This is a genomic window from Janthinobacterium rivuli (assembly GCF_009208735.1).
Lineage (GTDB): Bacteria > Pseudomonadota > Gammaproteobacteria > Burkholderiales > Burkholderiaceae_D > Janthinobacterium.
Genome location: NZ_WFLJ01000002.1, coordinates 326406 through 344257 on the forward strand (window position 1 = coordinate 326406; position 17852 = coordinate 344257).

A 17852-nucleotide genomic window follows, 5' to 3' on the forward strand; every position below is an offset into this window, starting at 1 on the left:
TCGCGGAGACGAAAAACGGCGCCCTGTGCGCCGTTTTTTTTGCGCCTGCGATTCACGCCATCTGCACATGCGGCAGCACGGCGAACGATCCCGCCAGCGCCTGTTCCGCCTTGCTGGCCGGGATATTGAGTTCATTGACGTCCAGGTAGATGCGCCCGTCCATGAGGCGCACGGCGTACGTGCGCGCCATGCCCTGCACGGGCGCCACCAGGCGGCCCGAATCGAGCTCGATGATCCAGCTGTTCTTCGGCCCCATCAGGTTTTTCTCCATCAACACCCCATGCGCCAGCGGGCCGCCCATGCAAGGCACCGTGTCGAGCAGCGCGTACACCGTATCGTCCGCCGCGCGGAACAGCGCCACGCCTGGCAAGTCCTGCCACGCCAGGCCCCGCTGCACCATGCGCGCGCCCGCCAGCGGCATGTCCTTCAGGCGGCAAATCATTTTCCATTGTTCCGGCATCGCAAGCTCCCTTGAGTAAGCACAGAATGCGATAAGCAAGAGCGGTGCCAGTGGCGGTACAGGCGCAAGAGGGGTGACATACAAGGCAAAACCCCTGCGCGGCGCACTGCGCAAGTGCACACTGCCGCCGAAATGGTGCGCCTGCCGCACGGTGGACTGCCCGGCTTTCCTTTACAATGGCGGATTACTCCTCCCTATTTAGCACCTTCATGATTGTTCTTGGCGTCGAATCCTCCTGTGACGAAACCGGCCTGGCCTTGTACGACACGCAACGCGGCCTGCTGTCGCACGCCCTCTATTCGCAAGTCGCCATGCACGAGCAATATGGCGGCGTGGTGCCGGAACTGGCGTCGCGCGACCATATCCGCCGCGCCATCCCGCTGCTCGAAGAAACCCTGACCAAGGCCGGCATCACCCTGCCCGAAATCGACGCCATCGCCTACACGCAAGGCCCGGGCCTGGCCGGCGCGCTGCTCGTGGGCTCCTCCGTCGCCTGCAGCCTGGGCCTGGCCATCAACAAGCCGGTGCTCGGCATCCACCACCTGGAAGGCCATCTGCTGTCGCCATTGCTGGCGTCGGAGCCGCCGCAATTCCCCTTCATCGCCCTGCTGGTGTCGGGCGGCCATACGCAGCTGATGCGCGTCGATGGCGTGGGCCAGTACACGATGCTGGGCGAAACGCTTGACGATGCGGCCGGCGAAGCGTTCGACAAGTCGGCCAAGCTGCTGGGCCTCGGCTATCCGGGCGGCCCCGCCATTTCGCGCCTGGCCGAATTCGGCGATCCGCTCGCGTATAAACTGCCGCGCCCCATGCTGCACTCGAAGGATTTCAATTTCAGCTTCTCGGGCCTGAAGACGGCCGTGCTGACGGTGGTGAAGAACCATGAAGAAAAAGTCATCGCCAATATCTGCGAACAGGACAAGGCGAACATCGCGCGCGGCTTCGTCGACGCCATCGTCGACGTGCTGACGGCCAAATGCGTGTCGGCCCTCAAGCACACGGGCTTGAAACGCCTGGTGATCGCCGGCGGCGTGGGCGCGAACGCGCAGCTGCGCGCCTCGCTCAACGCGGCCGCCGCCAAAAAGCGTTTTAAAGTGTACTACCCTGAGCTGGAATTCTGCACCGACAACGGCGCCATGATCGCCTTTGCCGGCGCCATGCGCCTGCAAATCAATCCGGACGCCGCCAAGCACGATTACTCGTTCAACGTGCGCCCGCGCTGGCCGCTGGACGACATCCGCGACGTCTGATCACTCCAGCAGGAAATTGCGCGCGCCCGCCAGGGCCGCGCCCTCTTCCACCGTTTCATCCTTCAAGCCCACGCCCGACAGCTGTCTGGTAAATGCCTGCGACAACAGGTAGTGCAGCCGGTACGCGGCCGGCGCATACGCCAGCCCCTCGGGGCGCACGTTCGAGATGCAGTTGCGGCGCTCGTCCAGCAAGCCTGCTTCGGGCGCCCACGTCAGGTACAGGCCCAGGCTGTCCGGGGAACTCAGGCCCGGCCGCTCGCCGATCAGCACCAGCACGGCGCGCGCCTTCAACAACTCCCCTATTTCATCGCCGATGGCCACCCTTCCCTGCGCCACGATGTGCAGCGGCGACAGCGTCCACGCTTCCAGCGCCAGCCGTGCGCGCAAGGCGGCCAGGAAGGGCGCCGCGTGGCGCTGCACGGCCAGCGCCGACAAGCCATCGGCTGCCACCAGCGCCAGGTCGATTCCCCTGGCACCGGCGGCCAGCCGCGCACGTGAAGCGTCGTCGAGCCGACGCCCCAGGTCGGGACGCTGCAGATAGTCGGCGCGCGTGGCGGCGGCGCTGTGCAGCTGCACGCAGTCCTGCCCCTGCGCGGCCAGGGCGCGCGCCAGTGCCTCGCCATCGAGCGCCAGGTGCACGGCGTCGCGCGCCTGCGCGTGGGCCAGCTGGAACGCCAGCTGCGCGCGAGTCGGCACGCTCACGCCGCGGCGCCCGAGCGCGATGCGCGCCGCCGTGTACCTGCGCAGCGCCTGCCACGGATCGGTATCGCCCATGCTGTCTCCCTAGGTGTCCAGGCGCAGCAGGGCCGCCTGGAAGGCCGGCGCCAGCGCCGTCTGCAAACGGCCCTGCGCATCCGTGATCCGCATGCGCGCCAGCCAGGCCGCGAATTCAGGCGCGGGACGCAAGCCCAGCACGCGGCGCGCATACAGGGCGTCGTGGAACGAAGTGCTCTGGTAGCCGAGCATGATGTCGTCCGCGCCCGGCACGCCCATGATGAAATTGCAGCCGGCCACGCCCAGCATGGTCAGCAAGGCGTCCATGTCGTCCTGGTCCGCTTCCGCATGGTTGGTGTAGCATACGTCGCAGCCCATGGGCAGTCCAAGCAGCTTGGCGCAGAAATGGTCTTCCAGCCCCGCGCGCATGATCTGCTTGCCGTCGTACAGATATTCGGGGCCGATGAAGCCCACCACCGAATTGACCAGCAGCGGCTGATACGCGCGCGCCACCGCATACGCACGCGCTTCGCACGTCTGCTGGTCCATGCCGTGGTGCGCGCCGGCCGACAGGGCGCTGCCCTGCCCCGTCTCGAAATACATGACGTTGTTGCCCACCGTCCCGCGCCCCAGCGACAGGGCCGCCGCCTGCCCCTCGGCCAGCAGAGACAAGTCGATGCCGAAGCTGCGGTTGGCCGCCTGCGTGCCCGCCACCGACTGGAACACCAGGTCGACGGGCGCGCCGCGGCGTATCGCCTCAAGGGTATTGGTGATGTGCGTGAGCACGCACGACTGGGTGGGAATCTGGTATTGGTCGATGACGGCGTCGAGCAGGTGCAGCAGCGCGACCACCTGCGCCACGTTGTCGGTGGCCGGATTGATGCCGATCACGGCGTCGCCGCTGCCCAGCGTCAAACCGTCGAGGATGGAAGCCGCAATGCCCGTGGCGTCATCCGTCGGGTGGTTCGGCTGCAGCCGCGTGGACAAGCGGCCCTCCAGGCCCAGGGTATTGCGGAAGGACGTGACGACACGGCACTTGCGGGCCACCAGCACCAGGTCCTGCAGGCGCATCAGCTTGGAGACGGCCGCCGCCATCTCCGGCGTGATGCCGGCGGCGACCTCGGACAGCGCTTGCGTATCCGTCGCGTCGTCCAGCAGCCAGTCGCGAAAATCGCCCACGCACAGGTGGGAAATCGGCGCAAAGGCGGCGCGCGCATGCGAATCGATGATCAGGCGCGTGACTTCGTCGTCTTCGTACGGCACCAGCGCCTCGTTGAGGAACAGCGATAGCGGCACGTCCGCCAGCGCCAGCTGCGCCGCCACCCGCTCGCGCGCGCTGGCGGCCGCCACACCCGCCAGCACATCCCCCGAGCGCAGCGGCGTGGCCTTCGCCAGCAACTCCTGCAGGCTGGCGAAGGCATGGGTATGGCTGTCTATCGTGTGGCTGAAGCGGGGCATGGTTCGGTTCCTCCAATCCCCATCTTACGCCAACTTATAAACTGCGCAGCGCGCCTTCCAGTTGCGGATAGCGGAAGACAAAGCCGTCGGCCAGCAGCCGGCGCGGCGCGACCCGCTGGCCTTCCACCAGCAAGTCGGCCTGCTCGCCCAGCAAGGCGCGCATGACGAAGGCCGGCGTGGGTACGAAGGAAGGCCGGTGCAGCACCGCGCCCGCCACCCGGGCGAAGCGGCGCTGCTCGATGGCTTCCGGCGCGCAGAAGTTGTAGGCGCCGCTCACTGCCTGTGCTTCGCTGCGGCGCGCCAGGTGGGCGATGCCGCGGATCACGTCGCGCACATGCACCCACGTGACCCACTGCTTGCCGCTGCCGAGCGGGCCGCCCACGCCGAAGCGGACCGGCAGCAGCATCTGCGGCAGCGAACCCTGGTGGCCGAAGACGAGACCAAAGCGCATGCAGCCGACCTGCACGCCATGCTGCTGCGCCTGGCGCGCGGCCACTTCCCATTCCTGGCACAGCTGCGACATGAAGATGGCTTGCGGCGCGCTCTCCTCCGTCAATTCCGTCGCGTCACCCTGCGGCTGCACGCCGTAATAGCCGATGGCCGACGCCGACAGCAGCACGCGCGGCTTGTGCTGCGCGCGGGCGATCCACGCCACCAGATCCTGCGTCAGCGCCACCCGGCTGCGGCGCAAGGCCGCCTTGCGCGCGTCCGTCCAGCGGCGCCCGACGATGCGCGCGCCGGCCAGGTTGACCACCATGTCGATGCGCTGCGCATCCGACAACTCGTTCAGCGAGTCGATGCAGCGCACCTTGCCATCGAAGGTCCAGGCGGCCTGTTTCGGCTGGCGCGTCAGCACCGTCACCGCATGGCCGTCGGCCAGCAAGGCGCTGACCAGCTGCTGGCCGATGAAACCCGTGGCGCCCGTCACCAACACGGTCTGCGGCGTACTGGCGAACCGCAGATCCTCCGTCTCCTTTTCCGCCATCTCCTTGCGCCGGCCCAGCTGCCACACGGCATACGCGTCGCGCAGGCCGGACAAGCCCACGCCCACGCCGCACAGGGCGAGGAAGACGCTGAGCCAGCCATACGGCTGCCACACGAGGGCCGTCGGCAACGTGGCCCACTGGCTGCTGTTCAGGGCCAGCAAGGCGATGAAGGCGCCCGCGTTAATCGCCAGCACCGTGTGCGTGACGCGCTCCGTGGCGGGCAAGAGGCGGGTCTGGTCTTCCACGACGAAGTCCCACAGGGTCAGCACGATTTCCACGCCAAACACGATGACCAGGACCCAGGCCCAGGCGCCATGCCACTCCCAGGCCGCCAGGCCGACGAACAGCAGGCTGTAGATCAGGGCGCGCGTGGCGTGGATGGTCAATTCCAGCCTTGCGGAGGCTTTTTGCGGCAGCGCCTCCGTGATTTCATGGTGATAGATGGTGTCGAAGGCGCCCAGGCAGCCTTGCGCCGCCATCAGTTGCAGGGCCAGCAGATGCGTATTCATGGTGTCTCCTTGTAAAGGGCGGGCGCCGCGCTTTCGCGGAACACGCCCACCTGTGTAAACGTGGTGCCGAACAGCGCGTGGCGGATCTCGATGCGGATATTGAACTGCTGCGGCGTATCGTTGCGGTGGCACAGATAGGTCTTGCCGGGCGTGAGCACGCCGGGCAGCGGCATGCGCCAGCCGAAAAGATCCCAGAAATAACCGTCGCTGGTGAAGTGCAGGTTGCCATCCTCGACGTGGAGCAGCAGCTTCATGCCCAGGCCCAGGCCCACGTATTCGAGCACTTCGCCCTTTGCGCTTTCGGCCATGTAGGAGGTGAAGCGGATCGGCGCGCGCCCATGCAGGCGGTAGGTGCGCTGCTTGAAGATGAAGGGGCAGCCGGGGCGCGAATAGACTTCGATATCGACGGGGAAGTCGTGGTCGTCATGGGGGATCAGGGCGCCATCGATGAAGGGCCGCGTCAGCCAGCCGAGGAATTTTCCCAAGCGCGAACTGGTGAGCTCACTGAGTTCGCCGCGGTAGTACAGGGGCTGGCCCGGCGCGGGATTTTTCTCGAAGCGGCGGCGGATGTCCGGGTGCAGCGCGAGCCACCGTTCGCCCATCACCTTCTTGAACAGTTCTCCTTCCGAGGGGCCGTTCATGATTTGCCACGCTTGCCCGGTTTGTCTTCCGGGCTGAGGAACTTGGCCACCTTGCCGCCCATCGACAGCATGCGCTGCAGGGTCGCCGGCGGCAGGTTCTTGTAGTCGCTGTAGGTGCTGCTGAGCATTTCCAAAAACGCCAGCACCTCGCCCATGCGCGCCAGCGTCTCTGGCGGTATCGCCGCATCGTGCTCGCCCTCGATCGCGCATTCGCGCAGCACCGTCAGGGTGGGGTCGATCTCGCGCCGCTTGCGCTCTTCCATGATGACGCGGAAGATTTCCCACACATCCTGCAGGGCGACGAAATGGTCGCGCCGGTCCCCCATCACGTGCGTGATGCGCACCAGGCCCCAGCTTTGCAATTCCTTCAGACTGTTGCTGACGTTCGAGCGGGCCACGTTCAGGCTGGCCGCGATGTCTTCCGCCGTCAAGGGTGCGTTGGCCAGGAACAGCAGCGCGTGGATTTGCGCCACCGTGCGGTTGACGCCCCAGCGGGTGCCCATCTCGCCCCAGTGGAGAATGTATTTCTGAGTAGTCGGGCTTAATTCCATGATTTCTCTTATTTCTGTCGTTGCAGAAATGTAAGACGGAACGGAAAACGAGTCAAGCGCGATTCGTCAGGACTGTGCCGGTGGCTGGCCCATGGCGCGCAGGAACGCCTGCTGCGAGGCGTGCAGCTGGCCGTATCCGAGTTCGCGGTAGACGAGGCCGTGGCGCGGCGCCAGTTCGGCCAGGATGCGCGCCAATGCCGGGTAGTGGCGGTGGCTCCAGGTGGGGAACAAATGGTGCGTCAAGTGCAGATTCAAGCCGCCCAGCCAGTAGCCGAGCCAGCGCAGGGCGCGCGGCCTTGGCGTCCAGTCGCACGCCGTATAAAACGTGTGCTGGTACCAGTCGTGCGGCAGGGTGCCGTCTTGCCCCGGCTGGAAAAACTCCACTTCGGCCCAGTGCGTCCCGAGGATCAGCGCCACCAGCGCGCACGAGGCGATCATCTGCCCCAGAAAATACGCGCCCAGCACCACACCCCAGCCGATGCCATGCTGCTGCAGCGCCCACATGGGCAGCGCCAGCACCAGCGCCACGTGGCCCAGCTTCCAGCCCAGGAACGACAGCCAGCCGCGCCAGCCCTGCAGGCGGCTGTGCGCGGCCACGGGCGTCTTGCCGAAGCGGTCCAGCCAGTCGCCATACCAGTTCAAATACGGCAGCGACAGGGCCGCCACCACGGGCCAGTACAGGTATTGATAGCGGTACTGGGGCGACCAGCGTTGGAACGGCGTCTGGCGCAGGAACGGGTTCGGTTCCGTGTCGAGGTCATAGCCTTCCACGTTGGCGTAGGTGTGATGGAAGTGCACGTGGCGGATGGTCCAGAAATCCGTGTCCACGCCGACGGGCAAACCCACCAGGCGGATCAGCACGCGGTTCCAGGCGCCCTGGCGGAAGACGGCGCTGTGGGCCGCATCGTGCAGGGTATTCATGGCCAGCGCCATGGCCGCCACCAGGCTAGCCACATAGCTGGCGACAAATGGCCAGGTGCTGTCGGCGCTCAAGGCCAGCGCATACAGCCCCACCGTCAGCGCGGCCAGGAAGATGGTCTTCGCATGCAGGCGAAGGTCGCCAAAGCGGTGTTTTCCTTTGTCCGCCAGGTAGGCGTCGGCGCGCGCACGCAGTTCGCGGCGGAAGGCAGAATCGCGGGCAGGCTGGAAGCGCAGCGGCGGCAGCGAAGGTACAGGCTGCGTCACGCGCGCGTCCCCGCCGCTGCCGGCCACCACAGGCGGCGCGCGCCGTCGAGGCCATGCGCCAGCAGCGCGGCCAGGAACACCATGCCCCACGCATCTCGCGCGCCATACCAGCCCAGGAACAGCAGCGGCGTGGCCAGCGCGATGGCGACCCAGGCGATGGCGCCCCAGCGGCGCGCATCGGACAGGCCGCCCAGCGCCAGGGTGCCGGCAAAAATCAGCGCGAACAGGATGGCTTGCTGCGCGCCCGCCAGCGCCGCTTCGTGGTTGACGTAATAGATCACCAGGCCAAACAGGATCACGCCGCCGCTGCCGATGAACAGCTCGGGCACCTCGAACGTGCCGCGCGACTGCCAATGGGGAAAGCGCGTGCGCAGCCATGCGAACAGTTTGCCGTTGCTGGCCAACAGGGGGTTGTGCGTCGGCGTCATACCCTTCACGCCATAGCGCATTTGCACGCCTTCGAGTTCGGGCTGAAAACTGCCGAACAGCCGGTCCCACAGCAGCAGGGTGCCGCCGAAATTGCGGTTGATGTAACGCTTGTCCGTGCCGTGGTGCACGCGGTGGTGCGACGGCGTGACCATGAAGCTATCCAGGATGCCGGACTTGTTCACCAACGCATTGTGGTTGTAGAACTGCACCGTGTAATGCAGCGACGAGACGACGAGGAAGATTTCCAGCGGCACGCCCAGCACGGCCAGGATGGCGATGAAGGGGAAATTCGTCAGCGACGAATACCAGGAATTGCGCACGCCCAGCGACAGGTTGAAATGCTCGCCCTGGTGGTGCACCACGTGCACGGCCCACAGCAAGGGGATTTTATGGTGCAGCCGGTGCATCCAGTAAAAGCACAGGTCCCAGGCAAAAAAAGCGAACACCCATTGCGCTGCCACCGGCCACTGGTCGACGATGTGCAGGTTCACGTGGCGCAGCAGCAGGGCGAAGGCCGCCACCTCCACGCCACGGAACACCCACATCAGTATGTGTCCGGAATTGAGGTTGAAAATCACGTCCTTCCACGGCACGGGTGTCTTGCGTACCCATTTCAGGATCAGCAGTTCGGCCAGCACGAAGGCCAGCATGATCAAAAACGACAGGGCAAAGGGATTCATCATGGTGCGGTTTTCATGGACACGGCGCGACGGGCAGCCAAGGATACCTGCATTTTCGCCAACATGCCGCCAGCGATGCCAACAGCCAGGCCGGCGGCCAGGTCGATGCTCACGTGCCGGCGCAGCGCGATGATGGCGTAGCAGATGGCCACGCCCAGCACCACGGCCAGCGCGGAGCGCAGCCGGTGGCGCCTGTCGCACAAGGCCCACACGCACAGCAGGGTCAATGCGCCATGCAGCGAAGGCAGGCAGTTTTGCGCGGAATCGGCTGCCTGCAGCAGGCGCAGCGCCTGCGTGCTCCAGGCGCTGCCGTCACCGACGGGCGGATACGCGAGCGTGGTCGGATACAGCAGGAAGACCACGCCGCAGGCCAGCGCGGAAAGCGCCATGGCGCGCGCCAGCCAGCGCACCCTCGCCGCATCGGCCGCCAGGTAGGCGTAGGGGATCAGGATGAAGAACGACAGGTACAGCCAGATGGCCGAGTCGCTGTAGGGAATGGCGCGGTCGATGGCCGTTTCGGGCAGCAGCACGCCCTGCCCTTGCAGCAGGTCGCTGGAAAAATACACAAGGCCGACGCTGCCCCAGCCGGCCAGCAGGTGCAGCAGGCGGCCGCGTATGGTCATGGAAGAAGGATTCATGCGCTTGCGAGGCGCCGGATGCGGCGCCGTTTCGTGGTGGGGTCAAAGGGAGGCAATTCGCCGCTGATCGTCCAGGCCAGGCCGTCGACGGCCACGCCCAGGCCCTGCAGCACCGCGGCCAGGTGCGCGCGCAGGGCGGCCAGGCCGGCATCGTCGAGGGCCGCGTGCAGCTGCAGGGCCGCTTCGCCCGACTGGGCCAGGCGGTAATCGGCGTCCGGCGGCAAGGCTTGCGCGAAGGCCCGCGTCAGCACGTCGGCAAACACGGCGACCGACTCGCCGCCGCGCGCCGACGGCAGCAGCAACATGTCGTCGCAGCGCCCTTCGATGCCGTCGATGGCGCGCGTGGCGCGGCCGCACGGGCATGGCGTGGCGCGCGCGAGCAGGATATCGTCCAGGCGGTAGCGCACGATGGGCTGCGTGACGCGGGTAAAGTCCGTAATCACGGGCACGAAGCGACGTTGCTGTTCGCCTGCCTCAGCATCGAGCCACTGCGGCTCGATGTGCACGTATTCCTCGTTCAGGTGCAGCACGCCGTGTTCGCAGCTGCTGGCGAGGAAACCCTCGGTGGCCTGGTAGATTTCATGCACCGTGCCAAACGCCTGCGCGATCAGGGCGCGGTCCTGCGCTTCCAGCACTTCGGCCACCGAGATGACTTTTTTCGGCGCCAGCGCCAGGCTGCCATCGATGACGCGCAAGGCCAGCTGGCGCAGCACCTGGGCCGGCGCGACGATGACGGACGGTTGATAGTGCGCCAGCCGCGCGCACAGGCTGTCGAACGGTTCGAACAAGTCATAGAAGGCAAAGGTCAGCCACGGCGAGCGCACGGCCGTGTACAGATTGCTGTTCGCGCGCAGGAACAGCGCGACCCGCTCGCCGGAGAACAGGCCCTCGGGCAGCGCCTTGGCCAGCATCACGCCCGCCCATTGGGCCTTTTCGCGGGGGCTGACGGTAAACACGGCGCGCCGCGACGAGGTGCCCGACGACAGGCCCACCGTGATGTCACCGACGGCCGGCGTGAAGTCGCGGCTATGCTCGGCCGCCATGGCCGCGTCCATCGCCTGCGCCAGCGTGACGCCTTCCGTGTTCATGGCATCGAAATGCTCGAGCATCAAGGCCTTGTTCATCGTCGGCCACTGCGCCAGGGGCAGATCGCGGTACGGGGCGAAGTAAGCGCTGCGCGCGCACAGGGTGTCGATGAAACGCGCCAGCTGCTTGCGCTGGTAGGCGTCGAGCTGCGCGCGGCTGGTGAAGCGCAGGCGGCGCGTGCGCCAGTACGACAATAACAGCCAGACGATGCGCTTCACGGGCGGCCCGCCACAGGCAGATAGTCGGGCGTGTCTTCATGCGTGATGCGGATCTGCGCATTGCCCGACCGGTGCAGCTGGTGCAGGCGGTTCAGGGTGGCGTAGTACAGCGCGCGCTTGTGCTGGATGAGGAACGACAGTTCGGACGGTCCGCGCAGCTGCTGGAAGCTTTCCGGCACCCAGGCCGCGTCCGACGCCAGCAATGTCCAGCCTTCGTCCTGCAGCACGAAGGCGCCAAGATGGCCGATCGCATGGCCGGGCAGGTCGACGATGTAGATCTCGCCCGTGCCGCTGACGTCGCGCCCGTGCGTAAACGGCAGCAGGGCCGCCGGCAAGGCCGTCTCGGGCACGCTTTCCACGAAATCCAGGCGGTCGGCGATATCGGGCGGCAGCAGCTCGGGCACGAAGGCCTGGCGCACGGCGGCCACGCCGGACAGGCCGCGCACGGCGTCCCAGCCCGTTTTCGAGGCCATCAGCCGCGCGCCGGGAAAGTCGCGCAGGCCGGCGATATGGTCGGCGTGGAAGTGCGACAGCAGCAAGGTGTGGATGTCGCCGGGCGACACGCCATGCGCGCGCAACTGGCCGTGCAGCGATTCCTTCTCGTCAAACGAAATCGGCGTCACCCACGCATACATGCGGTACACGCCTTTCGACGTGGCGGCGCGGAAGTGCTCGGCGTAACCGGTGTCCCACAGGTACAGGCCCGCGCGGGTCTCGATCAGGTAGGCGCGCGAGGGGAAGCAGCGGCTGGCCAGCCCGCTGCCTTTCAAGACCATGCACGAAGGATGGGTGCAGTGGCCGACGCGAAACGCGGTGATGCTAGCCATTGCGCTCCTTGCCCACCTTGTGCGCCGCCGCTTCCTGGCGCATCCACTGCGCCGTGCGGGCGATGCCGTCCTGCAGGCTGACGACGGGACGATAACCGAGCACCTTGCGCGCCTTGGCGTTATCGAGCGTCATGTCGAAACTGAGCGCGCCGATGCTGTAGGGCGTGAGCGATGGTTCGCGGCGGGTAAAACGCGAAGCGAACTGCATCAGGCGCGCAAGCACCGCCAGCACGCGGTAAGGTACGCTGACGATCTCGAACGGCTGCTGCAGATGGTCGCAAAACAGGCTGCGCAAGATGTCGCACAGGCGCGCCGGTTCGCCATTCGTGATGTTGAAGGCGGCGCCCGAAGCGATGGTCTTGTGCACGGTGGCCAGCCACATCGCATGCACGACATTGTCGACGTAGGTGACGTCAATGGTGGCCGCGCCGCCGTTGGGCAGGGGCAGCTTGCCGCCGCGCTCCTGCAGCACCCGCGCCAGGCGCGGGATCAGCACCTGGTCGTGCGGGCCGAAGATGGCGCGCGGGCGCAGGATCACGCAGGTCATGCCGCGGTGGCGGTCGACGCAATCCTGCACCAGCTTTTCCGCCATCGCCTTGCTGCGCGCATACGCGTTGACAAAAGAATCGGGGCGGAAGGTTTCCGGCACGTCGTAGCGGTTGTGGTAATCGAAATAGATGGCCGGCGTGGAAATGTGCACGAAGCGCGCCACGTGCAGGCTGGCGGCCGCGCGCAGCAACTGCGCCGTGGCCGTGACGTTGGCGGCGATGAAGTCGCGCTCCGCGCCCCACGGCGACGACAGCGCGGCGCAGTGCCAGACGGTGTCCATGCCGCGCACCAGCTCGTCGACCTGGCGCGGCGACGCCTGCGCCAGGTCGAGCGCGACGAATTGCGCGCCCATGCGTTCAAGTTCGCGCCCGACGGCGGCGTTGCGGCCCGTGGCGCGCACTTCCACGCCCTGCGCCAGCAGGGTGCGCACGGCATTGCGCCCCAAGCCGCCCGTCGCTCCCGTGACCAGTATCCGCCTCATCACACCACCTTCACAGGTCAAGAATCATGCCGCCGATGGTCAGGCCTGCGGCCGTGCCCATCATCAGCAAACGCTGGCCCGCCACGGCCCGGCCCGTCATCACCGCCTCGTGCAGGGCGGTGGGCAGGGACGCGGCCACCTGGTTGCCATGCGTTTCAAATATCTTGATGATTTTAGCATCGGGAACGTCGAGGATGCGCGCCGCATGCGCGAGCCCCAATGGGCTGGCCTGGTGGGGCACGACCACATCGACCCGTTCCAGTCCGGCGCCCGATTCCTGCATTAATTCCGCGAGGAAATCCGGCATCACCTTGACGGCCAGGCGGAACACGGCCTTGCCATCCATGCGGAACAGGTAGTCGCCCGGTTCGCAGCCGTTGCGCGGGTTGCGCTCGGTGCCGCCGCCGCGGATTTCGCAGTAGCGCCGCCCTTCCGGATACGTGCCCATCTTGTAGGCGCGGATGCCGGCGCTGCCATCGCCCTGCTCGACGATGACGGCGGCGGCGCCGTCGCCAAAGATCATCGACGCTTCCGGCTCGCTCCAGTCGACGCCGCGCGAAGCGAGGTCGGATGAAACGATGGCGATGCGCCGGTAGGCGCCGCCGGCCAGCATCGAGGCGGCCACGCGGAAGGCGGCCATGAAACTGAGGCAGCTGGCGTTGACGTCGAAGCTTTGCGTTCCTGGCGGCAAGCCTGCGTGTTCGGCGACGAAGCAGGCCGTGTTCGGCAATGCCTGCTCTGGCACGCCGTTGGCGCAGATCAGCAGGTCGATGTCGGCCGGACGCAGGCTGGCGTTCTTCAGCGCGTCGAGCAGGGCGGCGGCGCCCAGCTGGCTTTGCGATTCATCGGGCGCGGCGACAAAGCGCGACAGCACGCCGCTCTTGCGCAGGGTGTAGCCGGCCGGATGACCCAATGTCAGGTCCAGGCTGGCGGAAGTCACACTATGCGACGGCACGGCTTTGCCCGTCGCGATCAGGCGAACTGGAATCATGTTGGCCTTAACAAAGTAAATATGGTTATGAATTAATCGCGTGCCAGCGGCGGCAAGTCAACGCCGCAGTTCTTGCAGAAATTGGCATCGTCATCGAGCCCTTCTTTCAGGCACGTGGGACAGGTACGCGTGGTGACCAGCTTGGAACTGCGCTGTACCGTCATTTCGGCACTGATAATGCCGGTAGGCACTGCCAGGATGCCCCAGCCGAGCAACATCATCAGCGAAGCGATGGTGCGCCCGATGTCGGTGCGCGGCGTGATATCGCCGAACCCGACGGTGGTCATGGTGCTGATGGCCCAGTAGATCGACGTGGGGATACTGCTGAAACCGTTATCCGGCCCCTCCACGACATACATCACAGTACCCAACAGAAAGACCACCATCATGACAAAAGACAAGAAAATGAGGATCTTGCGCCGGCTGGCCAGCAAGGCCCGCCCCAGCACCGTGTATTCATGCACGTAGGACGTGAGCTTGAGGATACGGAACATGCGCAGCAGGCGCAAAATGCGCACGTCGATCAGCACGTGGGCGCCCGGCAGCAGCAAGCCGATGTAGGTCGGCACGATGGCCAGCAAGTCGATAATGCCGAAAAAACTCTTGGCGTAACGCACCGGATGCCGCAGGCACGACAGGCGGGCGACATATTCGATGGTAAATAAAATGGTGAAAAACCACTCCAGCGCCGTCAGCCAGGCGCCATAGCGCTCGGCCACGGAGGCGACACTGCTGAGCACGACCACCGTCACGCTGACCAGGATGGCGGCGATCAGCAGCAAATCGAAGGCGCGGCCCGTGCGCGTTTCCGCCTCGAAGATGACGGTGTACACCTGCTCGCGCCAGCCCCGCTCGGGCTTGCCATATTTTTGCTGCGTTTCCTGCGCCGCCAGTTGCTGCGGCGTCAGGGGCGCCGCTCCGCTCTTCGTCGCGGCTTTCATGTGGTGAGTGTGCTCATATACTATTATTGTATAGATAATTGACAAAGCACGGCGACACGCACGATTGCAATAAGGTTTGCGCTACACCAACTTCTTCGCCAGCAACACGGCATTGCGCCGGTCGCGCTCGGCTTGCACGATGTCCGCCGTGCGCGCTTCCGACAGGCCCACCGTGTGCAGCACCGTGGCCGTCAGTTGCAGCGCCGATTCCAGCGCCTCGGGCACGACCAGGGTGGCGCCCGCCTGTATCAGGGCCACGGCATGCGCCTCGTCGCGGGCGCGCGCATACACGGGCAGCTGCGGATACTCGCGGCGGATCGATTTCACGGCATGCAGCACGGATGCCGCATGGTCCATGGTCAGTACCACGGCGGCGGCCCGGTCCGCATTGACCTTCTGCAGCAATTCCGCGCGCGACGCATCGCCGAAATACACGGGGAAACCGCGCGGATGCAAGGTCGTCACCAGGCGCGCATCATTTTCAATCGCCACATAGGCGATATCCTGCTCCGTCAGCACCTTGGCCAGCAACTGCCCCACGCGGCCGAAACCGGCGATGATGACGGTGCTGCCCTGCGGCGGCGGCGCGCCGTGCGCCAGGTCGGCCAGTTGATGGTGATGGCGCCGTTCCCACCAGTTGCCGAAAGCGCGCGCCGCCTTGGCCAGCGCCGGCGTGGCGAACAGGCTCAGGCCCACCACCAGCATGACGAACTGCGCCACCTGCGGGCCGATCAGCTTGGTACCGAGCGCATACGCGACGACGATGAAGGCGAACTCGCCGCCCTGCCCCAGCAGCACGCCCGTTTCCACGGCGCGCCCCCAGTGAAAGCCGCCGATGCGGAAAATCACGCTGATGACCAGGGTTTTTACGGCAAACAGGCTCAGCACGGCCAGGGGAATCAAGACGGGCGACTTGAGGATTTCGCGCACGTCGATCTGCATGCCCACCGACATGAAGAACAAGCCCATCAACAAGCCCTTGAAGGGCTCGATCGTCACTTCCACTTCGTGGCGAAATTCCGTTTCCGCCAGCAGCAGGCCGGCCAGCAAGGCGCCCAGCGCCATCGACAGGCCCGCCAGGTAGGTCAAGCCCGCGATGCCCAGGGTGCTGAGCAGGGTCAGGGCCATGAACACGTCGGGCTGGCGTTTCTTGACGAAAAACTGGAACAGCGGGCGAATCACGCGGCGTCCCAGCAGATAGATCAGCAGGATGGCGCCGGCCGATTTCACGGCCGCAAAACTGAGCAGATACGCCAGGTCGTCGCTGCGTCCGCTGGCGAACACGTCGATCAGGATGAACAGCGGCACCACCATCAAATCCTGGAACATCAGGATGGAAAAGCCCGCCTGTCCGCTTGGGGTCTGCAAGGAGCGCTGGTCGGTGAGCAACTGCATCACCACGGCCGTGGACGACAGCGACAGCACCAGACCCAGCACGATGGACGCTTCCAGCGACAGGCCAAAGTAATACGCCACGGCGCCGATCAGACAGGCGCTGACGGCCACCTGCCCCACGCCCGCGCCGAATACCCAGCGCCGCAGCGCCCACAGCCGTTCCGTCGACAGTTCCAGACCGATCATGAACATCAAGAACATCACGCCCAGCTCGGCCAGGCCGCTGACCTGCTCGGCACGGACGAACGAGAAATACGTCAGCCACGTGAAGTCGCCGGCCCACAGGCCGAAGCCGAACGGGCCGAACAGGGCGCCGACGGCCAGGAAACCGAGCACCTGGTTGACCTTCAGGCGTTGCAATAGCGGAATGAAAATCCCGGCCAGGGCGAGAAACAGCAGGGTTTCCCGCAAATAAGGTAAGGCGTGTTGCTCTTCCAAGATAATCCTAACTGAATGACATCTATGCTGAATTGGCAATTTTCGCATGCGCGCCCATGGTGAAGCAGGAGCACACACGATATTTTTCCATAAAGAAATAAATCCGCTACGGGCGCTGCGCTTGCGGCGGCGCCAGCATGTCCGCACGGGGGCGGTCCCAGCCCGGCACGTAGGCGGGACACGGCCGGCTGCGGAACTGTTGCAGTTCGACCGTGGTGAAATTGGGCAGCATGCCGGGGTTGAAACGCACGTCCGTCAGTTTGTCCGCATTCAAGCGGGGCATGCGGGCGAAGCGGAACCAGGCGTCGACATAGCAATTATCCTCCTGCAGCGCGCGCAAGGCGGTCAGGCTGCCGGCCGCCTGTGCCGACACGGCGATACCGGGCGCCAGTTGCTGGCCCTGCTTGGCCGTTTCGGCCAGCCCGGCCGGGCAGGCGGCGGGCGCCAGCGCGTCCGGCAGCAGGCTCAGGGTGCCACGCCGCAGCGTGTACACGTCGGTCTTGCTGTCGAGCGAGACATAAATCCAGCACAGCGGATTGCTGGGGAATGCCGTCATCGCCACGTCCCACACGCGCGTGCCGGGGTCCAGGCGCTGCACGGCCGCCTCGATGCGCGTGCGGCCGAGGGCCGACGCCACGCCCTGCGTGCCGATGAAGGTGGCGGCCAGCGCGAAGGCCAGCAGCAGCGGCCCCCGCCCCCGCTCGCCGGCACGTCCCTGCAGCACGGCCAGCACCATGCCCAGCCCCAGCAGTACGACCAGCGAAGCGGGCGCCAGGTAGGTTTTATAGGTGAAGAAGCACAGGGCCGCCGCCAGCGCGGCCAGCAGCACGCTTTTGACGATGCCATAACGCAAGGACATGATCACGGGCACGCCCAGCAAGACCCAGAACATGGGCTCGACAATGAAGACCATGTCGCCATACAGCCAGCGGCTGTTGAAGGGATAGAACGGGTGCAAGCCGTAGGAATTGAGGAAATCCATGCCCATGTGCAAGCAGAATCCCAGCAGCAAACAAGCCGCCAGGCCGATGCGGGCTGGCACGCTGTCCTTCAGCAACCGGCGCGCGCCGGGCCACAGCAACCATAACAGTGCCAGCAGCAACAGCGCCTGCGGCAAGGCCAGCAGCAAGGTATGCGTATGCCCGCGGTGGTGCAGCATGTAGCCGAAAGGCCGTGGCAGCAGGCGGGTCAGCACCAGGTCGAGGTCCGGCGCATTGCTGGCAAACCAGGCCGTAAAGAGAAACAGCGCGCGCCGGGTGCGCTGGGCGGGGGCCTGCGGCTCGGGCGGCAGGCTGCGGTGTACCAGTTCGCCGACCCCGAGGCCGATGACCGAATGCGTAATATTATCCATCGGGCAATTTTACAGGATGCGGCCACCCCAAGAGCAAAGGCTGGGGTCGTACCCTCAGGGTACGACCCCGGATG

At 65.8% G+C, this 17852-nt stretch carries 17 protein-coding genes; 1 reads left to right on the forward strand and 16 read right to left on the reverse strand.

The genetic code is table 11. From position 1 onward, the window contains the following. Positions 1-52 precede the first annotated feature (52 nt). The gene (locus GCN78_RS04005; RefSeq protein WP_152250516.1) at positions 53-460 is read right to left on the reverse strand and encodes a nitrite reductase (NAD(P)H) small subunit; all 408 of its coding nucleotides are present in this window, start codon (positions 458-460) and stop codon (positions 53-55) included. A 209-nt stretch (positions 461-669) separates the two neighbouring features. Between GCN78_RS04005 and tsaD the strand changes: the two genes are divergently transcribed. Beyond that, complete coding sequence (tsaD, locus tag GCN78_RS04010; RefSeq protein WP_152250517.1) at positions 670-1710, forward strand: tRNA (adenosine(37)-N6)-threonylcarbamoyltransferase complex transferase subunit TsaD; 1041 nt, start codon at positions 670-672, stop codon at positions 1708-1710. Here tsaD and eutC read toward each other — a convergent pair whose 3' ends face one another. From eutC to GCN78_RS04085, 15 genes are all read right to left on the reverse strand, one after another. Next, positions 1711-2484: an ethanolamine ammonia-lyase subunit EutC gene (gene eutC, locus GCN78_RS04015; protein WP_152250518.1), complete on the reverse strand. Its 774-nt coding sequence runs from the start codon at positions 2482-2484 to the stop codon at positions 1711-1713. 9 nt (positions 2485-2493) lie between these two features. Beyond that, on the reverse strand, positions 2494-3882 hold the full coding sequence (locus tag GCN78_RS04020) for an ethanolamine ammonia-lyase subunit EutB (RefSeq protein WP_152250519.1): 1389 nt from the start codon (positions 3880-3882) through the stop codon (positions 2494-2496). Between the two features lie 34 nt (positions 3883-3916). After that, positions 3917-5377 (reverse strand): TIGR01777 family oxidoreductase, encoded by a 1461-nt coding sequence (locus tag GCN78_RS04025; protein ID WP_152250520.1) that lies wholly within the window; start codon positions 5375-5377, stop codon positions 3917-3919. Next, entirely contained in the window at positions 5374-6018 is a 645-nt protein-coding gene (locus GCN78_RS04030; protein WP_193316600.1) for a DUF4166 domain-containing protein, read from the reverse strand. The genes GCN78_RS04025 and GCN78_RS04030 overlap by 4 nt, the downstream gene beginning before the upstream one ends. After that, positions 6015-6569, reverse strand: coding sequence for a GbsR/MarR family transcriptional regulator (locus GCN78_RS04035; protein WP_152250521.1), 555 nt, complete (start codon positions 6567-6569; stop codon positions 6015-6017). The genes GCN78_RS04030 and GCN78_RS04035 overlap by 4 nt, the downstream gene beginning before the upstream one ends. 66 nt (positions 6570-6635) lie before the next feature. Beyond that, positions 6636-7754 (reverse strand): fatty acid desaturase family protein, encoded by a 1119-nt coding sequence (locus GCN78_RS04040; RefSeq protein WP_226939449.1) that lies wholly within the window; start codon positions 7752-7754, stop codon positions 6636-6638. Further along, complete coding sequence (locus GCN78_RS04045) at positions 7751-8866, reverse strand: sterol desaturase family protein (RefSeq protein WP_152250523.1); 1116 nt, start codon at positions 8864-8866, stop codon at positions 7751-7753. The genes GCN78_RS04040 and GCN78_RS04045 overlap by 4 nt, the downstream gene beginning before the upstream one ends. After that, complete coding sequence (locus GCN78_RS04050; protein WP_152250524.1) at positions 8863-9501, reverse strand: phosphatase PAP2 family protein; 639 nt, start codon at positions 9499-9501, stop codon at positions 8863-8865. The genes GCN78_RS04045 and GCN78_RS04050 overlap by 4 nt, the downstream gene beginning before the upstream one ends. Beyond that, positions 9498-10805 (reverse strand): F390 synthetase-related protein, encoded by a 1308-nt coding sequence (locus GCN78_RS04055; protein ID WP_152250525.1) that lies wholly within the window; start codon positions 10803-10805, stop codon positions 9498-9500. Before GCN78_RS04055 ends, GCN78_RS04050 begins: the two co-directional genes overlap by 4 nt. Further along, positions 10802-11632, reverse strand: coding sequence for an MBL fold metallo-hydrolase (locus GCN78_RS04060; RefSeq protein ID WP_152250526.1), 831 nt, complete (start codon positions 11630-11632; stop codon positions 10802-10804). Before GCN78_RS04060 ends, GCN78_RS04055 begins: the two co-directional genes overlap by 4 nt. Continuing rightward, positions 11625-12662 carry an NAD-dependent epimerase/dehydratase family protein gene (locus GCN78_RS04065; protein WP_152250527.1) on the reverse strand — a complete coding sequence of 346 codons (1038 nt, stop codon included), beginning with the start codon at positions 12660-12662 and terminating at the stop codon, positions 11625-11627. Before GCN78_RS04065 ends, GCN78_RS04060 begins: the two co-directional genes overlap by 8 nt. Before the next feature lie 10 nt (positions 12663-12672). After that, the gene (locus GCN78_RS04070; protein WP_152250528.1) at positions 12673-13653 is read right to left on the reverse strand and encodes a 3-oxoacyl-[acyl-carrier-protein] synthase III C-terminal domain-containing protein; all 981 of its coding nucleotides are present in this window, start codon (positions 13651-13653) and stop codon (positions 12673-12675) included. A 32-nt stretch (positions 13654-13685) separates the two neighbouring features. Next, positions 13686-14594 carry an ion transporter gene (locus GCN78_RS04075; protein WP_152250529.1) on the reverse strand — a complete coding sequence of 303 codons (909 nt, stop codon included), beginning with the start codon at positions 14592-14594 and terminating at the stop codon, positions 13686-13688. Positions 14595-14675: 81 nt separating this feature from the next. Next, a complete protein-coding gene (locus GCN78_RS04080) occupies positions 14676-16427 on the reverse strand; it encodes a cation:proton antiporter domain-containing protein (RefSeq protein ID WP_152250530.1) in 1752 nt (583 codons plus the stop codon). Between the two features lie 106 nt (positions 16428-16533). Then, positions 16534-17778 carry a metal-dependent hydrolase gene (locus tag GCN78_RS04085; protein ID WP_152250531.1) on the reverse strand — a complete coding sequence of 415 codons (1245 nt, stop codon included), beginning with the start codon at positions 17776-17778 and terminating at the stop codon, positions 16534-16536. Positions 17779-17852: the final 74 nt, after the last annotated feature.

Excerpts from the sequence above, each read along its gene's own strand:
- eutC (WP_152250518.1), bottom strand. The coding sequence starts at position 2,484 with ATGGGCGATACCGATCCGTGGCAGGCGCTGCGCAGGTACACGGCGGCG.
- GCN78_RS04050 (WP_152250524.1), bottom strand. The coding sequence starts at position 9,501 with ATGAATCCTTCTTCCATGACCATACGCGGCCGCCTGCTGCACCTGCTG.
- tsaD (WP_152250517.1), top strand. The coding sequence starts at position 670 with ATGATTGTTCTTGGCGTCGAATCCTCCTGTGACGAAACCGGCCTGGCC.
- GCN78_RS04060 (WP_152250526.1), bottom strand. The coding sequence starts at position 11,632 with ATGGCTAGCATCACCGCGTTTCGCGTCGGCCACTGCACCCATCCTTCG.
- GCN78_RS04020 (WP_152250519.1), bottom strand. The coding sequence starts at position 3,882 with ATGCCCCGCTTCAGCCACACGATAGACAGCCATACCCATGCCTTCGCC.
- GCN78_RS04085 (WP_152250531.1), bottom strand. The coding sequence starts at position 17,778 with ATGGATAATATTACGCATTCGGTCATCGGCCTCGGGGTCGGCGAACTG.
- GCN78_RS04035 (WP_152250521.1), bottom strand. The coding sequence starts at position 6,569 with ATGGAATTAAGCCCGACTACTCAGAAATACATTCTCCACTGGGGCGAG.
- GCN78_RS04005 (WP_152250516.1), bottom strand. The coding sequence starts at position 460 with ATGCCGGAACAATGGAAAATGATTTGCCGCCTGAAGGACATGCCGCTG.
- GCN78_RS04065 (WP_152250527.1), bottom strand. The coding sequence starts at position 12,662 with ATGAGGCGGATACTGGTCACGGGAGCGACGGGCGGCTTGGGGCGCAAT.
- GCN78_RS04070 (WP_152250528.1), bottom strand. The coding sequence starts at position 13,653 with ATGATTCCAGTTCGCCTGATCGCGACGGGCAAAGCCGTGCCGTCGCAT.
- GCN78_RS04030 (WP_193316600.1), bottom strand. The coding sequence starts at position 6,018 with ATGAACGGCCCCTCGGAAGGAGAACTGTTCAAGAAGGTGATGGGCGAA.
- GCN78_RS04045 (WP_152250523.1), bottom strand. The coding sequence starts at position 8,866 with ATGATGAATCCCTTTGCCCTGTCGTTTTTGATCATGCTGGCCTTCGTG.
- GCN78_RS04025 (WP_152250520.1), bottom strand. The coding sequence starts at position 5,377 with ATGAATACGCATCTGCTGGCCCTGCAACTGATGGCGGCGCAAGGCTGC.
- GCN78_RS04075 (WP_152250529.1), bottom strand. The coding sequence starts at position 14,594 with ATGAAAGCCGCGACGAAGAGCGGAGCGGCGCCCCTGACGCCGCAGCAA.